This window comes from Lawsonibacter faecis (assembly GCF_014287675.1).
Taxonomy (GTDB): domain Bacteria; phylum Bacillota; class Clostridia; order Oscillospirales; family Oscillospiraceae; genus Pseudoflavonifractor; species Pseudoflavonifractor faecis.
This window is the reverse complement of record NZ_JACOPQ010000004.1, coordinates 42,001-62,942: the sequence shown is the minus strand read 5'-3', so window position 1 is coordinate 62,942 and position 20,942 is coordinate 42,001. Positions and strand designations below refer to the sequence as shown.

Below are 20,942 nucleotides of genomic sequence, written 5' to 3'. Positions count from 1 at the left end.
CTGCAGGGCTGAACGCCCGTTACGGGGGCGAAGAAACGGTCGAAGGGCCCTCATCTGTCTAGACCCCTTTAAAAAGGGGCAGCCGTCTCACCTCCCCTCAAAAGGGGGGCTTTTCCCATCCCTCATACAAAAGAAAGGGCGCTCCATGGAACACACCGTCACACTCAAACAAAATCACGAGTTCCGGCGCCTGTACGCGAAAGGGAAGAGCGCCGTCGCGCCCAGTATGGCAATCTACTGCCGCAAAAACCGATTTGGAATCAACCGTATTGGCTTTACGACGGGGACCAAGCTGGGGAACGCGGTGGTGCGCAACCGGATCCGCCGCCGCTTGAGGGAGGTCTACCGCACCAACGAGGCGGGGATTCGCACCGGGTATGATATCGTCGTGGTGGCCCGGGTCCGCGCCGGACACAGCCGCTACCGTGAGCTGGAGCGGCAATTTCTCCAGACGGCGGACAAGCTGGGGCTGCTGCTGCCCGGGGGGGAGCAGGCATGAAACGCCTTTTGCTCCTGTTGATCCGCGCATACCGCACCCATATCTCCCCGGCGAGACCGCCCTGCTGCCGTTTTATCCCCACCTGCTCGGCCTATGCCCTGGAGGCGGTGGAGAAATACGGCGCGTTCAGGGGCGGCGCACTGGCGCTGAAGCGGATTGCCAAGTGCCAGCCGTTTCATCGGCAGAAATCCATTGAATATGATCCAGTTCCATAAGGGTGAAAAAGAAAAATGAAAAAGCGGCTGACTGCGGAAGAGAAGAGAGACAATGACCGAAAACGCCGTATGCTGCGGGCTGAATGCATCTGGATAGGCGCAAAGGGCACCAGCCGGGAAAAAGGCTTTTTCATTTTTTGCCGTTTACCGTTCACTTATCAATAACTTGGAGGCTCCTAAATGCAAGGCTTACAGCTTGTTTTGACTCCCTTCGTATGGATTCTGATGCTGTTTTACAACTTTTTTCACAACTACGGCATCGCGCTGATTTTGTTCGCCGTTCTGGTCAAGCTAATCCTGTTTCCCTTTTCCCTGAAGGGCAAGCGGAGCATGATCCAGATGAACATGATGTCTGGAAAGATGCAGAAGCTCCAGAAAATGTATGGCAACAACAAGGAAAAATACAACCTTGAGGTGCAGAAGCTCTACGAAAAGGAGAAGGTCAACCCCATGAGCGGCTGCCTCTGGTCGTTCATTCCGCTGCTGATCCTGCTGCCCCTGTACGCCATTATCCGCCAGCCCCTGACCTATATGATGAACCTGAGCCCCGACGTCATTAATCAGATCGCCGGCGCCCTGAACTGGGAGACCGTGGCCCAGAATATGGGCTGGATCAAGGAGGCCGCCGCTTACAGCAACGCGGGCTACAACCAGCTCTACCTGGCGTCCCTCATCACAAACGAAAACGTGGCCGCCGTCCAGGCGGCCGTGGGCGACGCGGCCAAGAGCCTTTTCGCCGTCAATTTTGACTTTCTGGGTCTGAACCTGGCCGCCACCCCCCAGCTTAAGTTCTGGACCGTGGCCGGCGGCTTCGGCCTGTTCCTGCTGCCCGTGATCTCCGCGGCCACCGGCTTCCTGTTCTCCATGATCTCCATGAAGACCAACGCCGTGAACCAGCAGAGCGCCCAGGCGGCCAACAACTCCACCAGCAAGATGATGCTGATTGTCTCGCCCCTGATGTCCCTCTACATCGGCTTTGTCATGCCTGCCGGCCTGTGTGTGTACTGGATTGCCCAGAACCTTCTCTCCATGCTTCAGGAGTTCCTCGCCAGCAAGATGCTGAAGAAGGACTACGAGAAGGCCGCCGAGGAGGCTGCCCGACGCGAGGCCGAGGAGAAGGAAGAAGAGCGCCGCCAAAAGGAGGAGGAGCGCGCAGAGCGCGCCCGCCGGATAGAGGAGGCCAAACAGAACAAGGGCAAGAAGAAGCCCGCAGCCAAGAAGAAGGACCCAGAGGACGACAGGATCCCCGCCAGCGTAAAGGAGGCCAGCCGCGTCGGCATACGCGCCTACGCCCGCGGACGCAACTACGACCCCTACCGCTACAGCAGCGACGGACCGACCCCCTACGAGGCGCCTGGCGGCGTCCAGACGGAGAAGACGGGGATGGCCAAAGAATTTGAGAAGGAGTCCGACGAGCTGGAGCAGGTGGCGCTGGAGAAGGCCGCCGACGATATGATCGTAGAGGAGATTCTGGAGGAGCAGGGCGCTGCGGCCGGGGAGGACGGCGACTTCGAGACACCCTCCTATGACGCGCCCGAGTACGACACGCCCGACTATGACGGCGATAGCGACGACGAGAACAAGGACTGATTCCTGTACGCCAGATGTAAGGAGTGATACAGCTCATGCTGAAATATATCGAGAGCACCGGCCGCACGGAGGAGTACGCCATTGAGGCCGCCCTTAAAAAGCTGGGCATGGACCGGGACGACGTTTCCGTGGAGGTCCTGGAGCGGGCCAAGACCGGCTTCCTGGGCATCGGCGGCAGCCCCGCCAAGGTGAAGGTCACCTATGAGGCGCCCGACGAGGAGGAGGCCGTCGTAGCCGCCGCCCCCGTGAAGGAGCCTGTCCGTACGGAGCGCGAGGCATCCGGACGGGAGAGGGTGAAGCCCGCCCCCGCAGAGGTACCCAAGACGGAAGCGTCCGCCCCTGCCGCGGAGAAGCCCGCCGCCCCCGCAGAGGCCGTCATGCCGGAAGACGACGAGAAGGCCGCCCAGATCGCGCGGTTCCTCACCGGACTGCTTGCCCATATGGGCGCCCAGGCAGTGCCCTCCATCCGCAAGGGGGAGGAGAACACCTACGAGGTGGAGCTGCTGGGGGAGCACCTGGGCAGCCTCATCGGCCGCCGGGGTGAGACCCTGGACGCCATCCAGCAGATCACCAACTACGCCGTGAACCACGGGGCCGCCAAGCGGGTGCGTATTCATGTGGACGCGGAGGGCTACCGCTCCAAGCGGGAGGAGTCCCTGGAGCGCCTGGCAGTGAAGGTGGCGGGGAAGGTGGTCAAGTACCGCCGGAACGTCACGCTGGAGCCCATGAACGCCTATGAGCGCCATGTGATTCACACCGCCCTCCAGGATTATCCGGACGTGACCACCTATTCCACCGGCACCGAGCCCAACCGCCGGACCGTGGTGGCTTACAGCCGCGGCGAGCACCGGAGCGGGCAATAGACGGAAAAAAGCGCGGGACATAAATGTCCCGCGCTTTTTCCACAGTTTGAGAAAAAAATGGGGAGAAACCTGCGTGTAGCTTCCTCAGGAAGGAACTGTGATACGACAGTACCATGGGTTCAAAGACCCGAAGGAGCGGCTTGCCGGATCGCCCGAGAGGTATGACGGCTCAATCGAGAGAGGCATCGCCGGCCGCCCCAATCCACAAAACCGCCCCCGGATGTGGACAAGTGCCACGACCGGGGGCGGTTTTTCACTGGGGATTACTGTCCGGCGGGAGGGGGAGCGCTCTTGCCGCCGTCGCCCTTGGGCCTGCCGCGGTAACGGCGGTGGCGGTGGCGGCTGCCGCCCGGCTTGGACTCGCCCTCGCCCTGGGGAGCCCGGTCCCCGGCGCTCTGTTGGGGGGCCTTTTCGGCCTTGGGCTTGGGCGGATTCTGGGGTTTGGGCTGCGCCTGGGGCTTGTCGCCTCTGGGCCGCTCCTGTCGGGGCTTTTCCTGGCGCTCCTGTCGGGGCTTCTGCTCGCCGGATGCCTCCTCTCTGGTTGCCTCGGGAGGCTTGCTGCCGCCCCTGCCGCGGCCTCTGCCGCCCCGTGGGCGGTTCTCACCATGTTCCCGGCGCGCCTGTGGCTCGGCGGGGGCGGTCATACCAAGCCCCGCCAGGGTGGAGCCAAGACGGCTCTGGAGCGCTGCGGCGGGGTCCTCGGGGGGCGGCGTGACCTTGCGGAGCTTGGCAAGTTCCTCCGGGGGTGGGGCTACATAGCCCTCGGGACGCTTGCCCTTGCCGTTGCGCACCACACAGATTTCGCAGTTGTGGAAGCAGCGGGGGGTCTCGGGGGCCTCCTCCAGGCGGACCTTCACCTGCTCGCGCAGGAGGTTAACCTGGGAGACGGTGCCCACCCCCTCGGGGGTCTCCACAAAGGATTCCTGCTTGGGCATCCGTTTTACGGCGTCCTCATAGGCGTCCTGTTCGTACTTGAGGCAGCACATCAGCCGCCCGCAGGTACCGGAAATTTTGGTGGGGTTGAGGGAGAGGGACTGGGTTTTGGCCATCTTGATGGAGACGGGCTGGAACTCCTCCAGGAAGGTGGAGCAGCAGAAGGGCTTTCCGCAGATGCCCAGGCCGCCCAGCATCTTGGCCTCGTCCCGGACGCCGATCTGGCGCAGCTCAATGCGGGTGTGGAAGATACCGGCCAGATCCTTGACCAGGCTGCGAAAATCCACCCGGCCCTCGCTGGTGAAGAAAAAGAGAATTTTATTTCCCTCGAAGTTGTACTCCACCTCCACCAGCTTCATGTCCAGCTTGTGTTCGGCAATCTTCTCCTGGCAGACCTTGAAGGCCTTCTCCTCTTTCTCCCGGTTTTTGGCCACGGTCTCCAGGTCCTTTTCTGTGGCGATGCGGACCAGGGCGCGGAGGGGCTGGACCACGGCGGAGTCCTCCACCATGGTGTTGGGCTTGGTGCACTCACCATACTCAATACCCCGGGAGGTCTCGATAATAACGCCCTGCCCGGGCTCGACGGCCACGCCCTTGGGGTCGAAGTAGTATTCCTTGCCCCCGCTCTTGAAGCGGACGCCGATGATTTCGGTCATAGTAACCTCCAAAAGTGAAAAATGACGAATGAAAAATGAATAGAAAAGAGATGCGCCGGACAGCGGAAAAAAGCGGGAGAAGAGACCGCCGTTTTTACGGTGCTCGGATCATTTTTCACTCATGAGCGCCGCACAGAGCCACCCAGCCAGGTGTCCCGCGCCGGCGTTGTAGAGGGTGGCGGCGCGCAGCTTCTCCAGGGTATCCACTGCGGAGAGGAGCATGTTGGCGGAGCACTTGTCCGCGGCCTCCCGTGCTACGCAAAGCCGCTGGGGATCGGTCTCGCCGCAGCCGCCCCCGGCGCGGAGCACCAGGGCGGAGCGGAGCAGCAGGACGGTCTCGCCGAAGAGGGAGGAGAGGGAGTCCCGGTCCCACTTCTCCAGAGAGACGGCATACTCCATCAGAGAAAGCTCGTCCCCCCCCACGAAGCGCTCCAGGAGGGTGATGGCCCCCTCCCGTGCCCGGCTCTCATCAGCCTCGGCGCCGGAGAGCTCCTCCACCGCCCGGCCGATCAGGCCCTCGCAGCGCCCGGCCGCGGCGCGGACCTCGGCTTCGGGCTTGTCCGGAAAGCGGCGCAGAAGATAGTCCTCCGCCTCCAATAGGGTGACGGGAGAGAGGGAGAGGGTCTCGCACCGGGAGCGAACCGTCTGCAAAAGAGCGGCGGCGTTATCGGTAAGGAGGAGGAAGGCCGCATAGGCCGGGCCCTCCTCCAAAAGCTTGAGCATGGCGTTTTGGGCGCTGGGATTCATGGTTTGGGCGTTTATAACCACATAGACCTTCCTGGCCGCCTCGTTGGGACGGATATAGGCGTCGGAGCGCAGGGCGCGCACCTGGGCCACGGTGATGTCGCGCCCGTCGGTGCCGGTGTAGTTCACGTCCGGGTGGATGCCCGCCAGGACCTTACGGCAGCCGGAGCAGGCCAAACAGGGCCGCGCCTCCGGCTCGGCCCCGTCACAGACCAGGGCGGCGGCCAGGACGCGGGCAAGAGTCCTCCGCCCCGATCCGGCGCTGCCGCTGAGAATGTACGCGTGGGAGAGGCCCCGCCGGGCCGACTCGGCCTCCAGCTGCCGCTTCAGCGCAGCGTTGCCCGCAAGCTGACTGAGATCCATTTAGACGCGCTCGAACCGCTCGATATCCACAACAAAGATCGTGGCGCCGCCCACAACGACCTCCACCGGCATACTGGGGTAGTACCCATAGCTCATCTCGGTGGTGGTGGGGATCATCTGCTTACGGCTGTGGGACTGCTCCTTGATGATATCGATGACGGTCTGGACCTTTTCCTCGTCCACGCCCACCAGAATGGTGACGTTCCCCGCCATGAGGAAGCCGCCGGTGGTGGCCAGCTTGGTGGAGGAGAAGCCGCTCTTGGTCAGCGACTGGGTGACGGCATTGGCGTCGTCGTGGTTGATGATGGCAAGGATCAGTTTCATGAAAATCCCTCCTTAGAACCTGCGTCTTTCTGCGCGCTCAGCTCCTCAGCGGCGCGCCCGGACGCTTGAAAGGGCCCGTCCGTCTCCGCCACACACGCTGCGGGCCGGACGACCTCTATAACTTCTTCCATATTATAACCTATCTCGCGTAAATATGCGAGATGTTTTTTGCCCACGTGCTCACCTGGAGCAATTACCGGGACACCCGGCGGATAGGGCGCGATCTGGCAGGCCGCGGTGCGACCCTCCGCCCGGCGGAGCGGGACGCGCTGCGAGGGAGCGAAGCGGGCCGCGCGCGGGGATAAGGCAGCCTCCGGCAGAGGAGGGGGGGGCGGTAAGGCGGCAGCGGCGCAGGCACGTGCCTGCGCTTCCGGTGTCAGGTGGCTGCCCAGAGTTTGGGCCAGCGCGTCCTCCAGCCGCGCAAGGTCGGCGCCGCTGTCGGCGGCGGTGAGGATGCACACCACATGACCCCGGTCGGCCATCTCCACATAGACGCCCTGCTCCTCCAGCGCGGATTGGAGGGCAAAGCCGTCGGCTGACCGCAGGACCAGGCGGCAGGGGTCCAGGGGGGCGTCCAGCGCCGTGAGGGATGGAAAGCGCCCCCGCAGAGCGGCGACGGCCAGGGCGGTCTTTTCGCAGGCCGCCCGGCCCTCCTCCTCCATCCAGGCCCGGGCCAGGTCCAGGGAAGCCATCAGCACATAGGAGGGGCTGGAGCTGCCGAAGAGGGAGGCCGCCCGCCGCAGGGCCGCGTGGGAAAAGCGGTGACCGCCCCCAGCGCCTGTGGGGCGGGAGCAAAGTTCCGCAGCCGTCTCTCCGCGCCCGGCAAGGAGAAGCGCAGCCTGCCCCAGGGCGGGGAGGGTCTTATGGGCGGAGACCACCGCCAGATCGGCGGTGGAGAGATCGTCATTTCCCAGGAAAGGCAGATGCGCCCCGTGGGCGGCATCCACCACCAGCGTACCGCCATGTGTATGGACCACAGCCGCCAGGGTGGGAATATCTGATAATACACCGTAATAAGTGGGAGAGGTTATACAGACCGTTTTGATTTCCGGGTGGGTTTTCAGCAGTTTCTCCACCGTATGTGGAGAAACTGGGCCGGTGACGCCGGCCCCCTCCAGCCAGGGCCGGTTCAGATAGACCGGAGTCAGATCCAGAAGGGCGAGGGCGTTGTAGGCCGAGCGGTGGCTCCCCCGGTCCAGGAGAAGCGTATCCCCCGGCCGGCATGCCAGGGTCAGGGCGGAGAGCATCCCCTGAGTGCTGCCCCCGGTAAGGAAGAGACAGCCGGACATCCCAAGGGCCTGCGCCCAGAGGGCCTCCGCCTCCCGGATGGGACCGTCTCCGGAGAAGAGGTCCCCGGTGGGGCCCAGCTCCGTAAAGTCAATTGCCGCCAGGGGGGAGAATTCCGGGGCGGGCATGGCCTTTCCCTTGTGACCCGGCATATGCATCCGCAAAGGGTCTTCACCTGCAAAATTTTTCAGTGCGTCATAGAGCGGCGTGGGGCCCATCGGCGTTACCTCCCGGACCAAAATGTTCCCATAGTATATCAGAATTGCGGAAAAACGACAAGAGGCCCGTCCCCTATGGGGGACGGGCCTCTTACGCCGGCCACCACGCCTGTCTCAGCGGCCCAGAGGATGGCGGCATAGGTTCTTTCCCCGCTGTGCACATCAATAAAGGGGGCGGCAGCGGCGGCCGCCTTGCCCGACTGCTCCCAGAGGGCGGAGACGAACGCGCCGCGGCTGATGTCCGCCCCGGCGGCCCCGCGGGCAAAGTGGAGACGGCTATGGTTGCGGCCATCAGGGACGCAATGGCGTGATGGGTCAAGGACTGTTTCAATGTGGTTTCCTCCTCAGCATTCTGTCGGACTGCAGACAGTGTGTGCACAGGGTGGTCAAAAACCAGCAAGGGATTGAAAAAAACCAGTCAGCATTGTGTGAGAGGAATCCAAAACGTCAAAGGACCGCCCTGTCAGGGCGGTCCTTTGACAGAAGGAAAAAGGAGGTGAAACGAAGACGGGCCCGCCGCCTGCCGCGTGCGCCAGGCCCGTGGACACAGGGGGTTTTGCTGAGGTCAGTATAAACCACAATCCTGAAAATAGTCTGAAAACGGAGAAAAAAGACGGGACCGATGAATTCAGGGGTTGGGGCGGCGGAGTTGTCTCAGGGAACGCGGAAGCGCGCAGGAGCTGACGCAGGCCCTGCCGGACAGGGAACGGCGGACTTCGCTGCAGAACGCGGCACCCACCTAGAGTCAGGACCGTATCCATTGCGTCACTCCAGATAGAGCTCCCGCAGGCGCGCCAGCTCCTCCTGAGAGAAGCCCAGTTCGGCGGAGAGGAAGCCGGGCACACCGCCGTAACGTTCATCCAGGGTATCCAGCAGCGTCTCCATGCAGGAACGATCCACACCGGCCAGCCCCCGGACCAGCCGGATGACCTCATCGTCGGCCCCCCTGGCCCGGACGGCGTCCACCGCGGCGGAGATCTGCTCCGTCAAATAGCGGTTGGTGAGCACAAAGTCCTCCAGCACGGTCTCTCTCCCCACCCCCAGGGCGGAGAGGAGGAGTGCGGCGGCGATGCCGGTGCGGTCCTTGCCCGCCGTGCAGTGAAAGAGGAGGGCGCGGCCGCCGTCGTTTCGCAGCAGCAGCCGAAAAAAGGCCCGGTAGGCCTCCAGGCCCCAGGGGGAGAGGAGCATATCCACATAGATATTGATGTTGTAACGACCGCTGGCCACCAAGTCCAGAAGGACCTGGTGGTAGTCCCCCCGCTGGAACTGGGCGGTGTCCCGGGCGATGGAGCCGCCCGGGTCGCTCTCGTCCACCACCAGCAGATGGTAATAGGCCGCGCCGGGCACGGACCTGTCGGGCTGGTTGCTCCACTCGGCGGTGGTGCGGAAGTCCACGATACACCCCAAGCTGAACTCCTCCGTGAGCCGCCGCAGGTCCTCCTCCGTGGCGGCGGCGAGATGGGCGGTGCGGAGCAGCACGCCCCGCCTGACGTGTTGGTTGTCCGGAGCGGCGTAGCCGCCCAGCTCACGGGCGTTGCTCACCCCAGCCAAGCGGATGGACTGGGGGAGGGAAGGGGTATCCATAAAAGCTCACTCCTTTTTCTTGACGGTCATATGGAATGCCGCACAGTACCGCCGGGGTCGGCGGCCCCCAAAGGCAGACCCGCGGGGATCGGCGGCCCCGCCGGACAGTGGGCTTATTTCTGCATTGGTTCCGGGCGCCAGTAGCGGGCGCCGTCGCTGGTGCGGCAGAGAAAATGGAAATCCACGAGATCCCGCCGCAGGGTGACGGGGTCGGGGTAGATCTCCTCCAGGCGTGCGTTGACCTCCGCCTGGGTGTATGTCTCGCCGGGGTAGAAGAGCTCGGCCACCGCCTCCAGGACGACCAGCTTCTTGGCCGTCTTGGAGGGCAGGACCTTCAGCCGCAGGGGGCTCAGGGAGGAGACCGCCCCCCGGAGGATGCGCTCCTTCTCCTGGGCGCTCAGCTCGGGGGCGGTCACACCTCGTCCCCGGTCTTGGTGCACATGATGTTCAGCTCGTCAAGCTGCCTCTGCTCCACGATTCCCGGTGCGCCCATCATCAGGTCCTGGGCGTTCTTGTTCATGGGGAAGGGGATGATCTCGCGGATAGAGTCCTCTCCCGCCAGGAGCATGACCATACGATCCACGCCCGGGGCGATGCCCGCGTGGGGGGGTGCGCCGTAGGTGAAGGCGTTATACATGGCGGGGAACTTGGCCTTCACGTCCTCTTCGCCCAGGCGGACGAGCTGGAAGGCCTCAATCATAATCTCGGGGTCATGGTTACGCACCGCGCCGGAGGAGAGCTCCACGCCGTTGCAGACCAGATCGTACTGGAACGCGGTGATACTGAGGGGGTCCACCTCGCCCGCCGCGGCTTTCTTCAGGATCTCAGCGCCGCCGTTGGGCATGGAGAAGGGGTTGTGGCAGAACTCCAGCTCGCCCGACTCCTCGCCGATCTCGTACATGGGGAAGTCCACGATCCAGCAGAATTCGTACCGCTCCTTATCGAAATGTCCGGGGCACAGGGGGGCAAGCTGCTTGATGAGCACGCCGCCGGTCTTCTGGGCGGTGAGCTTCTTTCCGGCGGTGAGACCCACAAAGGTATTGGGCTGGAGGCCCAGGGCCTCCACGACCTGGCCCTTGCACTCCTGGAGGAACTTGGCGATGCCGCCCACGATCTCGCCGTTCTCATCCAGGCGGAACCAGTAGACCTTCTGCCCGGCCTGGACCTCCACGTCGGCGCAGAGCTTGTCGATCTGCTTGCGGGTGGCGGCAAAGCCGGGAACACAAACGGCCTTGACGGTCTGACCCTCGAAGGGGGCGAAGCCGCAGCCGGCCAGAACCGCCGTGGCGTCCTGGAGCTTCAGACGGATGCGCAGATCGGGCTTGTCGGAGCCGTAGGTCTCCATGGCGTCCAGGAAGGAGATGCGCTGAAAGGGCGCGGAGGATGCGGCGCCGTACTTGCCGTACTTGGCAAAGATGGGGGGAAGCACGTCCTCCAGGACGGCAAAGACGTCCTCCTGCCCGGCGAAGGCCATCTCCATGTCCAGCTGGTAGAATTCGCCGGGGGAGCGGTCGCCCCGGGCGTCTTCGTCCCGGAAGCAGGGGGCAATCTGAAAGTACTTGTCAAACCCGGAGGCCATCAACAGCTGCTTGAACTGCTGGGGGGCCTGGGGCAGGGCGTAGAACTTGCCCGGATGCTTTCGGCTGGGCACCAGGTAATCCCGCGCGCCTTCGGGGGAGGATGCCGTGAGGATGGGGGTGGTAATCTCCATGAAGCCGTGGCCCGTCATGGCCTGCCGCAGGGCGGAAACCACCTGGCAGCGCAGGACAATATTGTCCTTCACCTCGGGGTTGCGCAGATCCAGGTAGCGGAACTTGAGCCGCTGGGACTCGTCGGCCTCCCGGCTGCGGTTCACGGGGAAGGGCAGCTCGTTGTGGCGGCAGCGGCCCAGCACTTCAATTTTCGCGGGGACCACCTCAATGTCGCCGGTGGGCAGCTTGGGATTCTTGCTGTCCCGCTCCCGAACGGTGCCGGAGACCTGGACGGTGGACTCCTTGTTGAGGGTCTTAAAGGTCTTCACCAGTTCCTCGCTCTCGCACACCACCTGAGTGGTGCCGTAGAAGTCCCGGAGGACGGCAAAGCCCAGGGTGGCGCCCACCTCGCGAAAATTCTCCAGGAAGCCCGCCAGGGTGACGGCCTCTCCCACGTGCTCCATACGCAGCTCCCCGCAGGTGCGGGTGCGGAAAAAGGTCTTGTTGTTGTCCATAAAATCAACTCCAGTTTGTATACTTTGTCTTATATATCACTAACTGTTTAGGATAGCCTCGTAGAAGAGCTGAGGGTCCAGGTCCTTTGCGGCCTGGGAGAGGGTGGCGTTGCGTTCGTCCTGAAACTGGTACATGTCCTCGGCGGTGATTTCCGTAACGCCCTCAGCCTTGAGGGCCGCGGTGGTGCAGTAGTTGACCGCCACCTGCTTCACGTGCTGGGGCATCTCACGTGGCAGGTAATACCAGACATAGGAGGTGGTCCAGAAGGCCTCGGGGTCGTAGCCGTTCTCCAGATAGTCCTGCTCAATGCTTCTGATGGCCTGATAGAGCAGGGGAATATACTCCCGGGCGGTGACGGCGTCCAAACCGTCGAAGGTAAGCATGACGGTCTCCTGGGGAATGCCGGCCAGGACGCAGAATGTGGCAAACTCCTCCTCGTTCAGATAGACGAGGGGGTCACGCTGGTAGAGCGCCTGAGTAAAGGGGAGAGTGGGGTCCATCTTGCCAAACTGGATGCCGTCCGCAGCAGCGGCCGGGGTAAAGCGTCTGCGGAGGGAGGGCCGGACGATGCGGGCGATCATGGCTGCGGCCTCTGCCCGGGAGAGGCGCTTATCTCCCTCAAAAGTGCCGGAGTCGTCCGTGCCGGTGAGAATGCCCGCGTTATAAAAGCGCAGCACGTCGGCGCTGCCGGTGTCCGGCAGGGCGGTGATGGAATTGATGGGGGAGAGCATGCCGTCCGGCAGCACGGCGCCCAGCATGGCCACAAAATCGGCCCGGTCGGCGGGGACCACAGGGTCGGCGGGGAGGGGGAGGCCCAGCTCCTCCATCACGCGGACGCCGTTGCCGTACCATGGGTCGCCCTCGGCCTCCTCCGGGAGGGACCGGCCGCTGGTCTTCTCATAGATACGGGCGGCCACGGTGGCGAGCTCGGCCAGGGTGATGTCATTGCCGGGATAGAAGCACATGCCGGAGCCCTTCAGCAGACCGGCCTCCACGCAGACCTTGACGCTCTCGTAGTCGTACCACTCGCCGGCGGCGGGGCCGTCGGGAGAGAGGTCGATGAGGGAGGGCATGGTGCCGGTGGCGGGAAAGAGGTCCCCCTCTGCGGCCAGCGTGGGGACGGCCAGGCCCAGACAGAGGGCCAGCGTGAGCGCCAGGGACAAGAAACGCTGTTTCATGTCAAGTTCCTCCACATTCTCTTTAAAGGGATAACCGCTGCACTCCAGACTGCCGCGGGCGCCGCACCGGGCGATGGACGCGCAACAACAACCGCGCCGGGAAACACATTGTCTCAGCGCAATAGCGGGCGCTGTTACGCCATAACGGTCTCAGTCAAGTCCAGATAGCGGCTGTAGAACACCTGGAGATCAAAGCTCTGATAATGCAAGGTCCCCATTCCAGCCGATACGCCCAGATTAGAGAGGGCCGTCTCTTTCACATAGGCCATCTGGGTTCTGCCATCCTCCCGCAGATCGTTCCAGTTGTAATCGGTTTTCAGCCCGCCGGCCAGGGCCACGACCTCGTTGAGATAGGCTTTCGCGGTGACAGTCTTCCCCCCGCCCTGGAACAGCACCGTGTCCGGGGTCATGCCGGAGGCCCAGACGGCTGCGTCAAAGGTGGGGGAAAAGGCCTGCCGCAGGTCCTCCCTGGCCACCCGGGAGACCATCGCGGCGGCCTCTGCCCGGGACAGAGTGCCGCTCCCACGGAAGAAACCGTACTGGCTGACGCCGGTGAGAATGCCTGCGTTATAAAAGCGCAGCACATGGCTGTCGGCACTGTCGGGCAGGGCGGAGATGGTATTGATGGGGGAGAGGGCCTCCTCCGGGAGCGCCGCGGCCAGAAGCCGCAGGAAGCCCAGGCGGGTGATCTCCTGCTCCGGCTGGGCCAGGAGGGAGAGGACCACGCTGTCCCCAGACGCCAGCGAACGGAGGTAGGCGAGCTGTCCGTCGTACCAGTTGGCCGCGCCGGGCAGGTTGGGAATGGCGCCGTCCCCGCCGCTGAGGATATGGTGCATCCGGGCGGCGATGGCCGCCGCCTCGGAGATCTGCATCACTCTGCCCGGCTCAAAGCCCCGGTCGGTGCCCATGATGAGCCCCGTCTCATAGCAGATTTTTGCGTTGTCACCGTACCAGATTCCGGCGGACACGTCGGCATAGCCGGGGTACTCGTTGACGGAGGGAAAGCGCTCCGTACCGGCCGCAGAGGCGGGCAGGGCGGACAGGGTCAGGGCTGCGGCGAGGCAGATGGCCGCGAGTTTGCGTCTCATAGTGTGGTTCCTCCAGAGGATAAATGTCGCATGAATGCGCCCTGTTTAGACGGGAGGAGCGGGGAGGAAGTTCCGCTGCGGACCGCGCAGGCCGGAGCGGCGTCCCGGCGGGTGCCGATTTAACAGCACCCGCGGATTTCCGCCAATAGGTTTTCATAAAAGCTCTGGGCGGCCTGCTTCCGCCCGGCGGCGATCTCCCTGGCCCTGGAGGTATACAACTTCTCGCCGATGTGTTCCAGCTTGTGCCGGTACTCCTGCAGGAAGGTGTTGGGCCCAGCCTCAGTTCCGTCCAGCACCAGGCCGTGCTCATCCAGGGAGTAGAGCGCGCTGCCGACGGCCCCGCCGTAGTAGAGGGTCCGGGCGATGCCGATGGCCCCGGTCACGTCCAGCTTGTCCGCGTCGAAGAGGAGCTTGGCCTCAATGGACTGCGGCGGACGGTCCGAGCGGTATCGGTGGGTAAGGATGCACGCGCGCACCCACCCGGCCCGCCCCTCATCCCAGCCCAGCGAGAGGAGAAAGTCATAGGCCTTGACGCTTCCCGCCTCCGCGTGGCAGAGGGAGGGGTCCCGGAACTGGTCCTCCCGGCCGATGTCATGGAGCAGTGCGGCGGCGGTCAGGATGTCCCGGTCCACGTCCTCCCCCTCGTGGCCGGCCAGATCGAGGGCCATGTGGAGCACCCGGTAGATGTGCTCCTTGTCGTGGGCGCTGTCTCCCATGCAGGAGAGCATATGGGACTCAATGGCGGCGTACATCGCCTTATCCATTTGCAGGCTCCCGGATGGGCGCGCCGCCGCCCAGTGCCGCCGCCCGGGCCGCCAGTGCCGTCGGAGCGGCCCCCAGGTCCAGGGACTCCTGCTCGCCGGTGAGCATATTCTTCACAGTGACCTTCCCGGCGCGCACCTCGTCCTCGCCCAGGAAGGCGACGAAGGGGATGCCCAGCTTGTTGGCGTAATTCATTTTGGCCTTGAATTTCTTCGGCTCGGTGTAGACCTGGGTCCGGATGCCCGCCCCCCGCAGGGAGGTGGACAGGGAGATGGCGTGGGACAGATCCTCGGTCATGGGCAGAACCAGCACGTCTGCCGGGGCGGTGATGAGGTCGCCGTTCAGCAGGCCCTGATCCTGGAGTACAAAGAAGAGACGGGTCAAACCGATGGAAATACCGACTCCAGGGAGTTGTTTATCGGTGTAATATTCCGCTAAGTTATCATATCTGCCCCCGGAACAGATGGAGCCGATTTCGGGATGGTCCAGCATGACGGTCTCATAGACGGTGCCGGTGTAGTAGTCCAGGCCCCGGGCGATGGTCAAATCCACCATGAAGTGGTCGGCGGGTACGCCGAAAGCGGACATGTATTTCACCACGGTCCCCAGCTCCTCCAGCCCCGCGTCGAAGGTCTCGTCCTTGGCACGGTACGCCTCCAGCGCGGTCAGGGGATCGGGGGACTCCAGCAGGTCCAGAAGGCCGGCGGCTGCGGCTGCGCTCACGCCGAAATCGTCGGTGAGAATGGCGAGAACCTTCTCCCGGCCGATCTTCTCCAGCTTGTCGATGGTGCGCATGACGTCCCCGGCACGCTCGCCCAGGCCCAGGATGTCAAAGAGGCCGTTGAGGACTTTCCGGTTGTTTACCCGGATTTTAAAGCGCTCAAGCCCCAGGGAGGTAAAGGCCCGGTAAATGATGGAGGGAATTTCCGCCTCGTTGGAAATATCGAGCGCGCCGTCGCCGATCACGTCGATGTCCGCCTGGTAGAACTCCCGGAAGCGGCCCCGCTGGGCGCGCTCGCCCCGGTAGACCTTGCCGATCTGGAACCGCCGGAAGGGAAAGGTCAGCTCGTTGTAGTGCAGGGCCACATACTTGGCCAGAGGGACGGTCAGGTCAAAGCGGAGGGAGAGATCGCTATCCCCCTTGGTAAAGCGGTAGATCTGCTTCTCGGTCTCGCCGCCGCCCTTGGCCAGGAGCACCTCGCTGGACTCAATGGCGGGGGTGTCCAGGGGGGTGAAGCCGTAGAGGGAGTAGCTCTCCCGGAGGAGGGCCACCATGCGGTCGAAGAGCACCTGGTCTCCGGGCAGAAGCTCCATGAAGCCGGAGAGGGTGCGGGGCTTTTGAATTGCCATAAAAACACTCCTTGACGTGATATTGAATGGACTCGGTGAAAGTCAGACCTGTTTCGGTGGAGGGGAGGGTGTGCGATATCGTCTGAGGAGACGCCCCGCGGCAGGTGCACAACGACCAAAAGCCCCTCCGGGGCGGGTGGGCCGCACCGGGACAAAAAAAGCGCTCTCGCCCCTTGTATGGGACGAAAGCGCCTGCTCCCGTGGTACCACCCATGTTCGGCACGGCAGTCCGGCGCCGCGCCCTCCAAGCTCCTGTTACGGGGAGCGCGCCGTGGATGTCTCCATCCCCGCTGACGCGGCCGCCAAATCCAATCCGTATTGCGCGAATAGGATTCGCGGACGCTTAGAGCCGTCTTCCCGGGGGCCTGTCCGTGAGACGCTTTCAGCCAGCGGCGTCTTTCTCTGTCCGGTGGCGGACCCGGTACTTGTGCTCCGTCTTCGCGGTGCTATGGGATAGATATTATCCCAAAACAAGGGAAAAGTCAACCGTGGGCGGGCAAAATTGGACATAAGAATGCCCGGACCTGCGAATTTTTACCTGTCGATACCGTAGAAAACTTTGCTTGGGACCCCAGACGTTACGCCAGTCCAAATCGCCCCGCACCCCATCCGGCCAAGGCCGCACGGGGACCCGTATTGAGCTCAAACAGGCGAAAGTAAATTCCGCCTGTTTCAAGGTTTTGTCCTGTGGGCCAAAACGCTTGACGGCGCAGCTGCGCCGTCCTGGAGCGGGGCGCACGGTCGGCAGATTATCAGACCGTAAAGGGCTTGGTCTTGGGATTTAAAATTTCACGCCAGTCCAAATCGCCCCGCACCCCATCCGGCCAAGGCCGCACGGGGACCCGTATTGAGCTCAAACAGGCGAAAGTAAATTCCGCCTGTTTCAAGGTTTTGTCCTGTGGGACAAAACGCTTGACGGCGCAGCTGCGCCGTCCTGGAGCGGGCGCACGGTCGGCAGATTATCAGACTGTAAAGGGCTTGGTCTTGGGATTTAAAATTTCACGCCAGTCCAAATCGCCCCGCTCCAGGCCGTGGATCAGCATCTCGGCGGTGCCCACGTTGGTGGCGTAGGGGATATTGTATTGGTCGCACAGGCGCGTGATATAGCTCAGGTCCGCGTCCAGCTCGCTGGACTGGGGATCGGAGAAGAAGAGAACCATATCAATCTCGTTATAGGCGATCCGGGCGCCAATCTGCTGGCTGCCGCCGTGCTCATGGGAGAGGAAGAGGTACACGGGAAGGCCCGTGGCCTCAGCCACCAGCTTGCCGGTGGTGTTGGTGGCGCAGACGGTGTGCTTGGAGAGAATGCCGCAATAGGCGATGCAGAACTGCACCATAAGTTCCTTTTTGCGGTCATGGGACATAAGGGCGATGTTCATTGGAATTTCATTCCTTTCTCAATGTGGCGCGGGGGATGTGCGGTTATGTGACGATCAGCCAGGTCCCGTTCCGCTTGACAGATGGAACCCCGCTCAAAGCCAGGTCGAATTCCCCGACGGGGGTGGTGACGCGCACAAGCGCGTCCAGCGCGCAGGCGTTGCCGTTGTAGTCGGTATACTGGAAGCGGCTGGCCAGCACACGGACCGAGGAGATCCCTTTCTCCAGCCGGAAAAGGGAGCCGCCCTGCTCCGCGTAAGCGTTAAAGAGGTTGAGAAGTACGGCGGAGCCGTTGGCGCTGAGCGTGGACCGGGCGTTAGCCTGGGCCTGCACGGACAGATCCAGGCAGCGCAGGCTTCCATCCGTATCCCCGGCTGCCAAGGCATCCAGGAGGAGGGTCAGGGTGCCCTCCGGGGTATTCTGCCTGGGCGCCGCCGCCAGGCGGAACAAGCCGAAGGCCAGCGCCAGTACCAGCGCGGACAAAAGCGCCGTGCGCAGCAGGGGGGAGGCGCCAAGACACGCTATTTTCGCGCCGGACCGGCCGGTTGGGTGAACCGGGGCAGCACCGGCTAATGCCGACACCGGTGCGCCGCACTTGGGACAGAAGCGGCCGGACGCCTTCAATTCAGCGCCGCATTTGGTACAGCAGGGCATGACCGGCCTCCTTTTCGTCACGGAATCCGCCCGGAGCATCCGGGGCCAAAACGCTTGGGAATGGCGCGGCGGACTCAGCGGATATGCATGAGGGGAATTTTCTGCCCCATCAGCCTGCGGGCGATATTCAGATATGCCACCGCCGCGTACCCCGCCCGGCCAAGGCCGTGCGGGGACCCCGTTTATTTACTGCCAGGGCCGAATGAATCGGCCCGGCATCAAGGTTTTGTCCGGGGCCAAAACGCTTGGGAATGGCGCGGCGGACTCAGCGGATATGCATGAGGGGGATTTTCTGCCCCATCAGCCTGCGGGCGATATTCAGATATGCCGCCGCCGCGTACCCCACCCGGCCAAGGCCGTGCGGGGACCCCGTTTATTTACTGCCAGGGCCGAATGAATCGGCCCGGCATCAAGGTTTTGTCCGGGGCCAAAACGCTTGGGAATGGAGCGGCGGACTCAGCGGATATGCATGAGGGGGATTTTCTGCCCCATCAGCCTGCGGGCGATATTCAGATATGCCACCGCCGCGCCCTTACGGCTGGCCAGGATAATGGGCTGGCCGCAATTGGCGGAGAGCATCACCTGCTCGTCCTCGGGCACCACGCCCAGGAGGGGCAGGCCCGCGGCGTCCATCGCGTCGTCGATTGTGGTGTGGAGCCGCCGCAGGAGCTTAGGCTGCACCCGGTTCATCACCAGATGGATGTAGGGCAGGCGCTTGGAGAGCTGCGCCACCACCCGCTGCGCATCCCGCAGGGCGGAGGTGTCGGTGGTGGAGACCACTACGCCCCGGTCCGCCCCGCAGACTGCCAGGCGAAAGCCCTCTCCCAGCCCCGCGGGGGAGTCCATAAGGATGTAATCGTACTCTGTCTTGGCCTGAGCGAGAAAGGCGCGCATCCGCCCCTCAGGGATGGAGCCGTCGGCCAGGGTGAGAGGGGCGGTGAGGAGAAAGAGATTTTCAATGACGGGATGTTGAACGGCGGCCCGCTTCAATGCACAGCGGCCCTCCAGCACGTCGGTAAAGTCCATCAGGGCGCGGTCGGTCATGCCCAGAGAGATATCCAGATTGCGCAGGCCGATGTCCATGTCGATGCAGAGGACCCGGTTCCCCAGGGCCGCCAGACAGGACGAGACGCCGCCGGTGAGAGAGGTTTTTCCGGTGCCCCCCTTGCCCGACGTGACCACGATTGCGGTGCCCATAGCGTCCCTCCAGTTTCATGTGGTATAGTATATCATAAAGATAGAAATTTTCCAATAGTCTTTGTGCAAAATGTTTAAAATTTCTGAGCCATTTGCGGCTGCGCCGTGACGCAGAGCAATCGGACTGCGGTTTCCGGCGGGGTTTCCGGTTACAGCGGGGCCTTTTGAATTTTGGCCCAGCGCCGGGGGTAGCCCCTGGGGGTGGGGGAGGTCTTTTCAATGACCACCACGCGGTGGGTTACGTCGGTTCCGGGGATGGTGTAGTCCCAGGCGGCTTGCACCCTGCCGCCCAGCAGCTGGATCCCCCGCCCGGCGGCAGAGAGCTCCTGGTCGCAGTCTGTGGACTTCATGGCCAGGAAAACCCCGCCCACCTTTACATAGGGCAGGCACAGCTCGCACAGCAGCCGCAGATCGGCCACAGCCCGGGAGGTGGCGATGTCAAAGGCGTCCCGCCAGCCCTTCAGAAGGGCCTGCTCCTCGGCCCGGGCGTGGATGCAGCGCACGTCCTCCAGCCCCAGCCCGGAGCACACCTCCTCCAGCCAGGTGACCCGCTTGCCGAGGCTGTCCAGCAGAGTGAGGGAGAGGGAGGGCTCCAGAATGCGCAGAGGCAGTCCCGGAAAGCCCGCGCCGGTTCCCACGTCGATGAGCGACTTGTCCCGGAAGGAAACCGCCCGCTCACCGCCTATGGTCAGCAGTGCAGCGCAGTCCAGGAAATGTAGGTCGGCCACCTGGTCCGGCTCGGTAATCGCGGTCAGGTTCATAACCTTGTTTTTCTCAATGAGCAGCTCTCCATACCGGGACAGCGTGGCCGCCGCCCCGGGGGAGGGGATGCCCAGGGCCTCAAGCCCCGCGCGGATGCGTTCCACCATGGCCTACCCTCCAAAATTGCTTATCAGGGCGGGAATACCGTTCACCAATCCCAGAATGATGAGGGCCGCGCAGGCTAGCAGAATGGCGGCCAGGCCCGCGGCGTGGGCGGCGTCGTGTCTGCCGCCGGTGCGCCACACGCAGACGGAGGAGGCGGCCACGCCGCCCAGGGCGGGTATGACCATCAGGGAGGCGATGTTGTTTAGATAAACCCCCTTGGCGTACATATAGGTCATTAAGAAGACAATAATCACCATGTATGCCACGCCCACCCAGGCCCAAATCCGCTTCATGGGGGAGGCGTAGGAAATGGGCTCCTTGGGGGAGCCGTCCTCGGGGAGGTTGGTATTTTTTTCGTTATCCGGCATAGAGTTACTCCTTAACAATAGGCTGAAATGCGCCGTACTCTGCCGGGACTCGCAGGGGCCGGCACGCTTTCCCGCCCCAATTGCGCCGTGGCATGAGCGCGGCAAAACCCGTCAGGACTGCCCGGTACCCGCCTTCAGCAAGTCCCGGATCTCCGTGAGGAGCTTTTCCTCACTGGAGGGCTCCGGCGGGGCTGGGGGCGCCGGGGGGGCGGCCTCCTTCTTGCGGTGGAAGGAGTTGATGGCCTTGACGAGACAGAACACCACCAGGGCCATGATGAGGAAGTTGAGAACGGCCTGAATAAAATTGCCGTATGTGACGACGGCGCTGCCGACGGTTATCTGTAGGTCGGCAAAGGAATTCTGGCTGACAAAAATGCCCACGATAGGCATAATGATGTCCGCGGTGAGAGAGTCGGCGATGGCCTTGAACGCGCCGCCTACAATGACGCCCACCGCCATGTCCATCACATTGCCTCGGGCGATAAACTGCTTGAATTCAGCCGCGAAGCCCTTGGTTTTCTCTTTGGCACTCATGCTTGACCAGCCTCTCTATCTTTATTTGATGGTTATCTGTGGACCTGGGACCGGGGGAGCACCCCGCCCGGCGGCTTATCGACC

General features: G+C 63.2%; 21 protein-coding genes. 4 read left to right on the top strand and 17 right to left on the bottom strand.

The window, feature by feature from the left end:
• Positions 1-145: 145 nt before the first annotated feature.
• The 4 genes from rnpA (at position 146) to jag (ending at position 3,167) form a co-directional block, all read left to right on the top strand.
• Positions 146-499 (top strand): ribonuclease P protein component, encoded by a 354-nt coding sequence (gene rnpA / locus H8S62_RS06135; protein ID WP_155150641.1) that lies wholly within the window; start codon positions 146-148, stop codon positions 497-499.
• Positions 496-714: a membrane protein insertion efficiency factor YidD gene (gene yidD, locus H8S62_RS06130; protein ID WP_155150638.1), complete on the top strand. Its 219-nt coding sequence runs from the start codon at positions 496-498 to the stop codon at positions 712-714. The genes rnpA and yidD overlap by 4 nt, the downstream gene beginning before the upstream one ends.
• 180 nt (positions 715-894) lie before the next feature.
• Positions 895-2,304: a YidC/Oxa1 family membrane protein insertase gene (locus H8S62_RS06125; RefSeq protein WP_186918795.1), complete on the top strand. Its 1,410-nt coding sequence runs from the start codon at positions 895-897 to the stop codon at positions 2,302-2,304.
• A gap of 35 nt (positions 2,305-2,339) precedes the next feature.
• Complete coding sequence (jag, locus tag H8S62_RS06120) at positions 2,340-3,167, top strand: RNA-binding cell elongation regulator Jag/EloR (protein ID WP_186918794.1); 828 nt, start codon at positions 2,340-2,342, stop codon at positions 3,165-3,167.
• A 263-nt stretch (positions 3,168-3,430) separates the two neighbouring features.
• On the opposite strand, the gene H8S62_RS18670 is transcribed toward jag, so the two are convergent.
• The 17 genes from H8S62_RS18670 to mscL form a co-directional block, all read right to left on the bottom strand.
• Positions 3,431-4,756 (bottom strand): PSP1 domain-containing protein, encoded by a 1,326-nt coding sequence (locus tag H8S62_RS18670; RefSeq protein ID WP_186918793.1) that lies wholly within the window; start codon positions 4,754-4,756, stop codon positions 3,431-3,433.
• Between the two features lie 108 nt (positions 4,757-4,864).
• On the bottom strand, positions 4,865-5,863 hold the full coding sequence (locus H8S62_RS06110; RefSeq protein ID WP_186918792.1) for a DNA polymerase III subunit: 999 nt from the start codon (positions 5,861-5,863) through the stop codon (positions 4,865-4,867).
• The gene (locus H8S62_RS06105; protein ID WP_155150620.1) at positions 5,864-6,187 is read right to left on the bottom strand and encodes a cyclic-di-AMP receptor; all 324 of its coding nucleotides are present in this window, start codon (positions 6,185-6,187) and stop codon (positions 5,864-5,866) included. It lies immediately after the preceding gene.
• The gene (locus tag H8S62_RS06100; protein WP_186918791.1) at positions 6,184-7,692 is read right to left on the bottom strand and encodes an aminotransferase class I/II-fold pyridoxal phosphate-dependent enzyme; all 1,509 of its coding nucleotides are present in this window, start codon (positions 7,690-7,692) and stop codon (positions 6,184-6,186) included. The genes H8S62_RS06105 and H8S62_RS06100 overlap by 4 nt, the downstream gene beginning before the upstream one ends.
• Positions 7,693-8,457: 765 nt before the next feature.
• The gene (locus H8S62_RS06095; RefSeq protein ID WP_186918790.1) at positions 8,458-9,276 is read right to left on the bottom strand and encodes a tyrosine-protein phosphatase; all 819 of its coding nucleotides are present in this window, start codon (positions 9,274-9,276) and stop codon (positions 8,458-8,460) included.
• A 113-nt stretch (positions 9,277-9,389) separates the two neighbouring features.
• Complete coding sequence (locus H8S62_RS17970; RefSeq protein ID WP_186918789.1) at positions 9,390-9,692, bottom strand: DUF2087 domain-containing protein; 303 nt, start codon at positions 9,690-9,692, stop codon at positions 9,390-9,392.
• On the bottom strand, positions 9,689-11,482 hold the full coding sequence (gene aspS, locus H8S62_RS06085; protein WP_186918788.1) for an aspartate--tRNA ligase: 1,794 nt from the start codon (positions 11,480-11,482) through the stop codon (positions 9,689-9,691). Before aspS ends, H8S62_RS17970 begins: the two co-directional genes overlap by 4 nt.
• Positions 11,483-11,521: 39 nt before the next feature.
• Positions 11,522-12,661: an S-layer homology domain-containing protein gene (locus H8S62_RS06080; protein ID WP_186918787.1), complete on the bottom strand. Its 1,140-nt coding sequence runs from the start codon at positions 12,659-12,661 to the stop codon at positions 11,522-11,524.
• Between the two features lie 134 nt (positions 12,662-12,795).
• Complete coding sequence (locus tag H8S62_RS06075; protein ID WP_186918786.1) at positions 12,796-13,749, bottom strand: S-layer homology domain-containing protein; 954 nt, start codon at positions 13,747-13,749, stop codon at positions 12,796-12,798.
• 119 nt (positions 13,750-13,868) lie between these two features.
• Entirely contained in the window at positions 13,869-14,513 is a 645-nt protein-coding gene (locus H8S62_RS06070; RefSeq protein WP_155150598.1) for an HD domain-containing protein, read from the bottom strand.
• Positions 14,506-15,861: a histidine--tRNA ligase gene (gene hisS, locus H8S62_RS06065; RefSeq protein ID WP_186918785.1), complete on the bottom strand. Its 1,356-nt coding sequence runs from the start codon at positions 15,859-15,861 to the stop codon at positions 14,506-14,508. The genes H8S62_RS06070 and hisS overlap by 8 nt, the downstream gene beginning before the upstream one ends.
• A gap of 962 nt (positions 15,862-16,823) precedes the next feature.
• Positions 16,824-17,240, bottom strand: coding sequence for a methylglyoxal synthase (locus H8S62_RS06060; protein ID WP_155150593.1), 417 nt, complete (start codon positions 17,238-17,240; stop codon positions 16,824-16,826).
• Between the two features lie 43 nt (positions 17,241-17,283).
• Positions 17,284-17,892, bottom strand: coding sequence for a zinc ribbon domain-containing protein (locus tag H8S62_RS06055; protein WP_186918784.1), 609 nt, complete (start codon positions 17,890-17,892; stop codon positions 17,284-17,286).
• Between the two features lie 456 nt (positions 17,893-18,348).
• Positions 18,349-19,089: a septum site-determining protein MinD gene (gene minD, locus H8S62_RS06050; protein WP_186918783.1), complete on the bottom strand. Its 741-nt coding sequence runs from the start codon at positions 19,087-19,089 to the stop codon at positions 18,349-18,351.
• Between the two features lie 149 nt (positions 19,090-19,238).
• Positions 19,239-19,958: a 16S rRNA (guanine(527)-N(7))-methyltransferase RsmG gene (gene rsmG / locus H8S62_RS06045; RefSeq protein ID WP_155150584.1), complete on the bottom strand. Its 720-nt coding sequence runs from the start codon at positions 19,956-19,958 to the stop codon at positions 19,239-19,241.
• Between the two features lie 3 nt (positions 19,959-19,961).
• Positions 19,962-20,324, bottom strand: coding sequence for a hypothetical protein (locus tag H8S62_RS06040; protein ID WP_155150581.1), 363 nt, complete (start codon positions 20,322-20,324; stop codon positions 19,962-19,964).
• Positions 20,325-20,435: 111 nt separating this feature from the next.
• On the bottom strand, positions 20,436-20,858 hold the full coding sequence (gene mscL, locus H8S62_RS06035) for a large-conductance mechanosensitive channel protein MscL (protein ID WP_186918782.1): 423 nt from the start codon (positions 20,856-20,858) through the stop codon (positions 20,436-20,438).
• Positions 20,859-20,942 lie beyond the last annotated feature (84 nt).

What these genes read in the sequence shown, in the direction of transcription:
- rnpA (WP_155150641.1), top strand. Translation starts at nt 146, where the DNA reads ATGGAACACACCGTCACACTCAAACAAAATCACGAGTTCCGGCGCCTG.
- yidD (WP_155150638.1), top strand. Translation starts at nt 496, where the DNA reads ATGAAACGCCTTTTGCTCCTGTTGATCCGCGCATACCGCACCCATATC.
- H8S62_RS06125 (WP_186918795.1), top strand. Translation starts at nt 895, where the DNA reads ATGCAAGGCTTACAGCTTGTTTTGACTCCCTTCGTATGGATTCTGATG.
- jag (WP_186918794.1), top strand. Translation starts at nt 2,340, where the DNA reads ATGCTGAAATATATCGAGAGCACCGGCCGCACGGAGGAGTACGCCATT.
- H8S62_RS18670 (WP_186918793.1), bottom strand. Translation starts at nt 4,756, where the DNA reads ATGACCGAAATCATCGGCGTCCGCTTCAAGAGCGGGGGCAAGGAATAC.
- H8S62_RS06110 (WP_186918792.1), bottom strand. Translation starts at nt 5,863, where the DNA reads ATGGATCTCAGTCAGCTTGCGGGCAACGCTGCGCTGAAGCGGCAGCTG.
- H8S62_RS06105 (WP_155150620.1), bottom strand. Translation starts at nt 6,187, where the DNA reads ATGAAACTGATCCTTGCCATCATCAACCACGACGACGCCAATGCCGTC.
- H8S62_RS06100 (WP_186918791.1), bottom strand. Translation starts at nt 7,692, where the DNA reads ATGGGCCCCACGCCGCTCTATGACGCACTGAAAAATTTTGCAGGTGAA.
- H8S62_RS06095 (WP_186918790.1), bottom strand. Translation starts at nt 9,276, where the DNA reads ATGGATACCCCTTCCCTCCCCCAGTCCATCCGCTTGGCTGGGGTGAGC.
- aspS (WP_186918788.1), bottom strand. Translation starts at nt 11,482, where the DNA reads ATGGACAACAACAAGACCTTTTTCCGCACCCGCACCTGCGGGGAGCTG.
- H8S62_RS06080 (WP_186918787.1), bottom strand. Translation starts at nt 12,661, where the DNA reads ATGAAACAGCGTTTCTTGTCCCTGGCGCTCACGCTGGCCCTCTGTCTG.
- H8S62_RS06075 (WP_186918786.1), bottom strand. Translation starts at nt 13,749, where the DNA reads ATGAGACGCAAACTCGCGGCCATCTGCCTCGCCGCAGCCCTGACCCTG.
- H8S62_RS06070 (WP_155150598.1), bottom strand. Translation starts at nt 14,513, where the DNA reads ATGGATAAGGCGATGTACGCCGCCATTGAGTCCCATATGCTCTCCTGC.
- hisS (WP_186918785.1), bottom strand. Translation starts at nt 15,861, where the DNA reads ATGGCAATTCAAAAGCCCCGCACCCTCTCCGGCTTCATGGAGCTTCTG.
- H8S62_RS06060 (WP_155150593.1), bottom strand. Translation starts at nt 17,240, where the DNA reads ATGAACATCGCCCTTATGTCCCATGACCGCAAAAAGGAACTTATGGTG.
- H8S62_RS06055 (WP_186918784.1), bottom strand. Translation starts at nt 17,892, where the DNA reads ATGCCCTGCTGTACCAAATGCGGCGCTGAATTGAAGGCGTCCGGCCGC.
- minD (WP_186918783.1), bottom strand. Translation starts at nt 19,089, where the DNA reads ATGGGCACCGCAATCGTGGTCACGTCGGGCAAGGGGGGCACCGGAAAA.
- rsmG (WP_155150584.1), bottom strand. Translation starts at nt 19,958, where the DNA reads ATGGTGGAACGCATCCGCGCGGGGCTTGAGGCCCTGGGCATCCCCTCC.
- H8S62_RS06040 (WP_155150581.1), bottom strand. Translation starts at nt 20,324, where the DNA reads ATGCCGGATAACGAAAAAAATACCAACCTCCCCGAGGACGGCTCCCCC.
- mscL (WP_186918782.1), bottom strand. Translation starts at nt 20,858, where the DNA reads ATGAGTGCCAAAGAGAAAACCAAGGGCTTCGCGGCTGAATTCAAGCAG.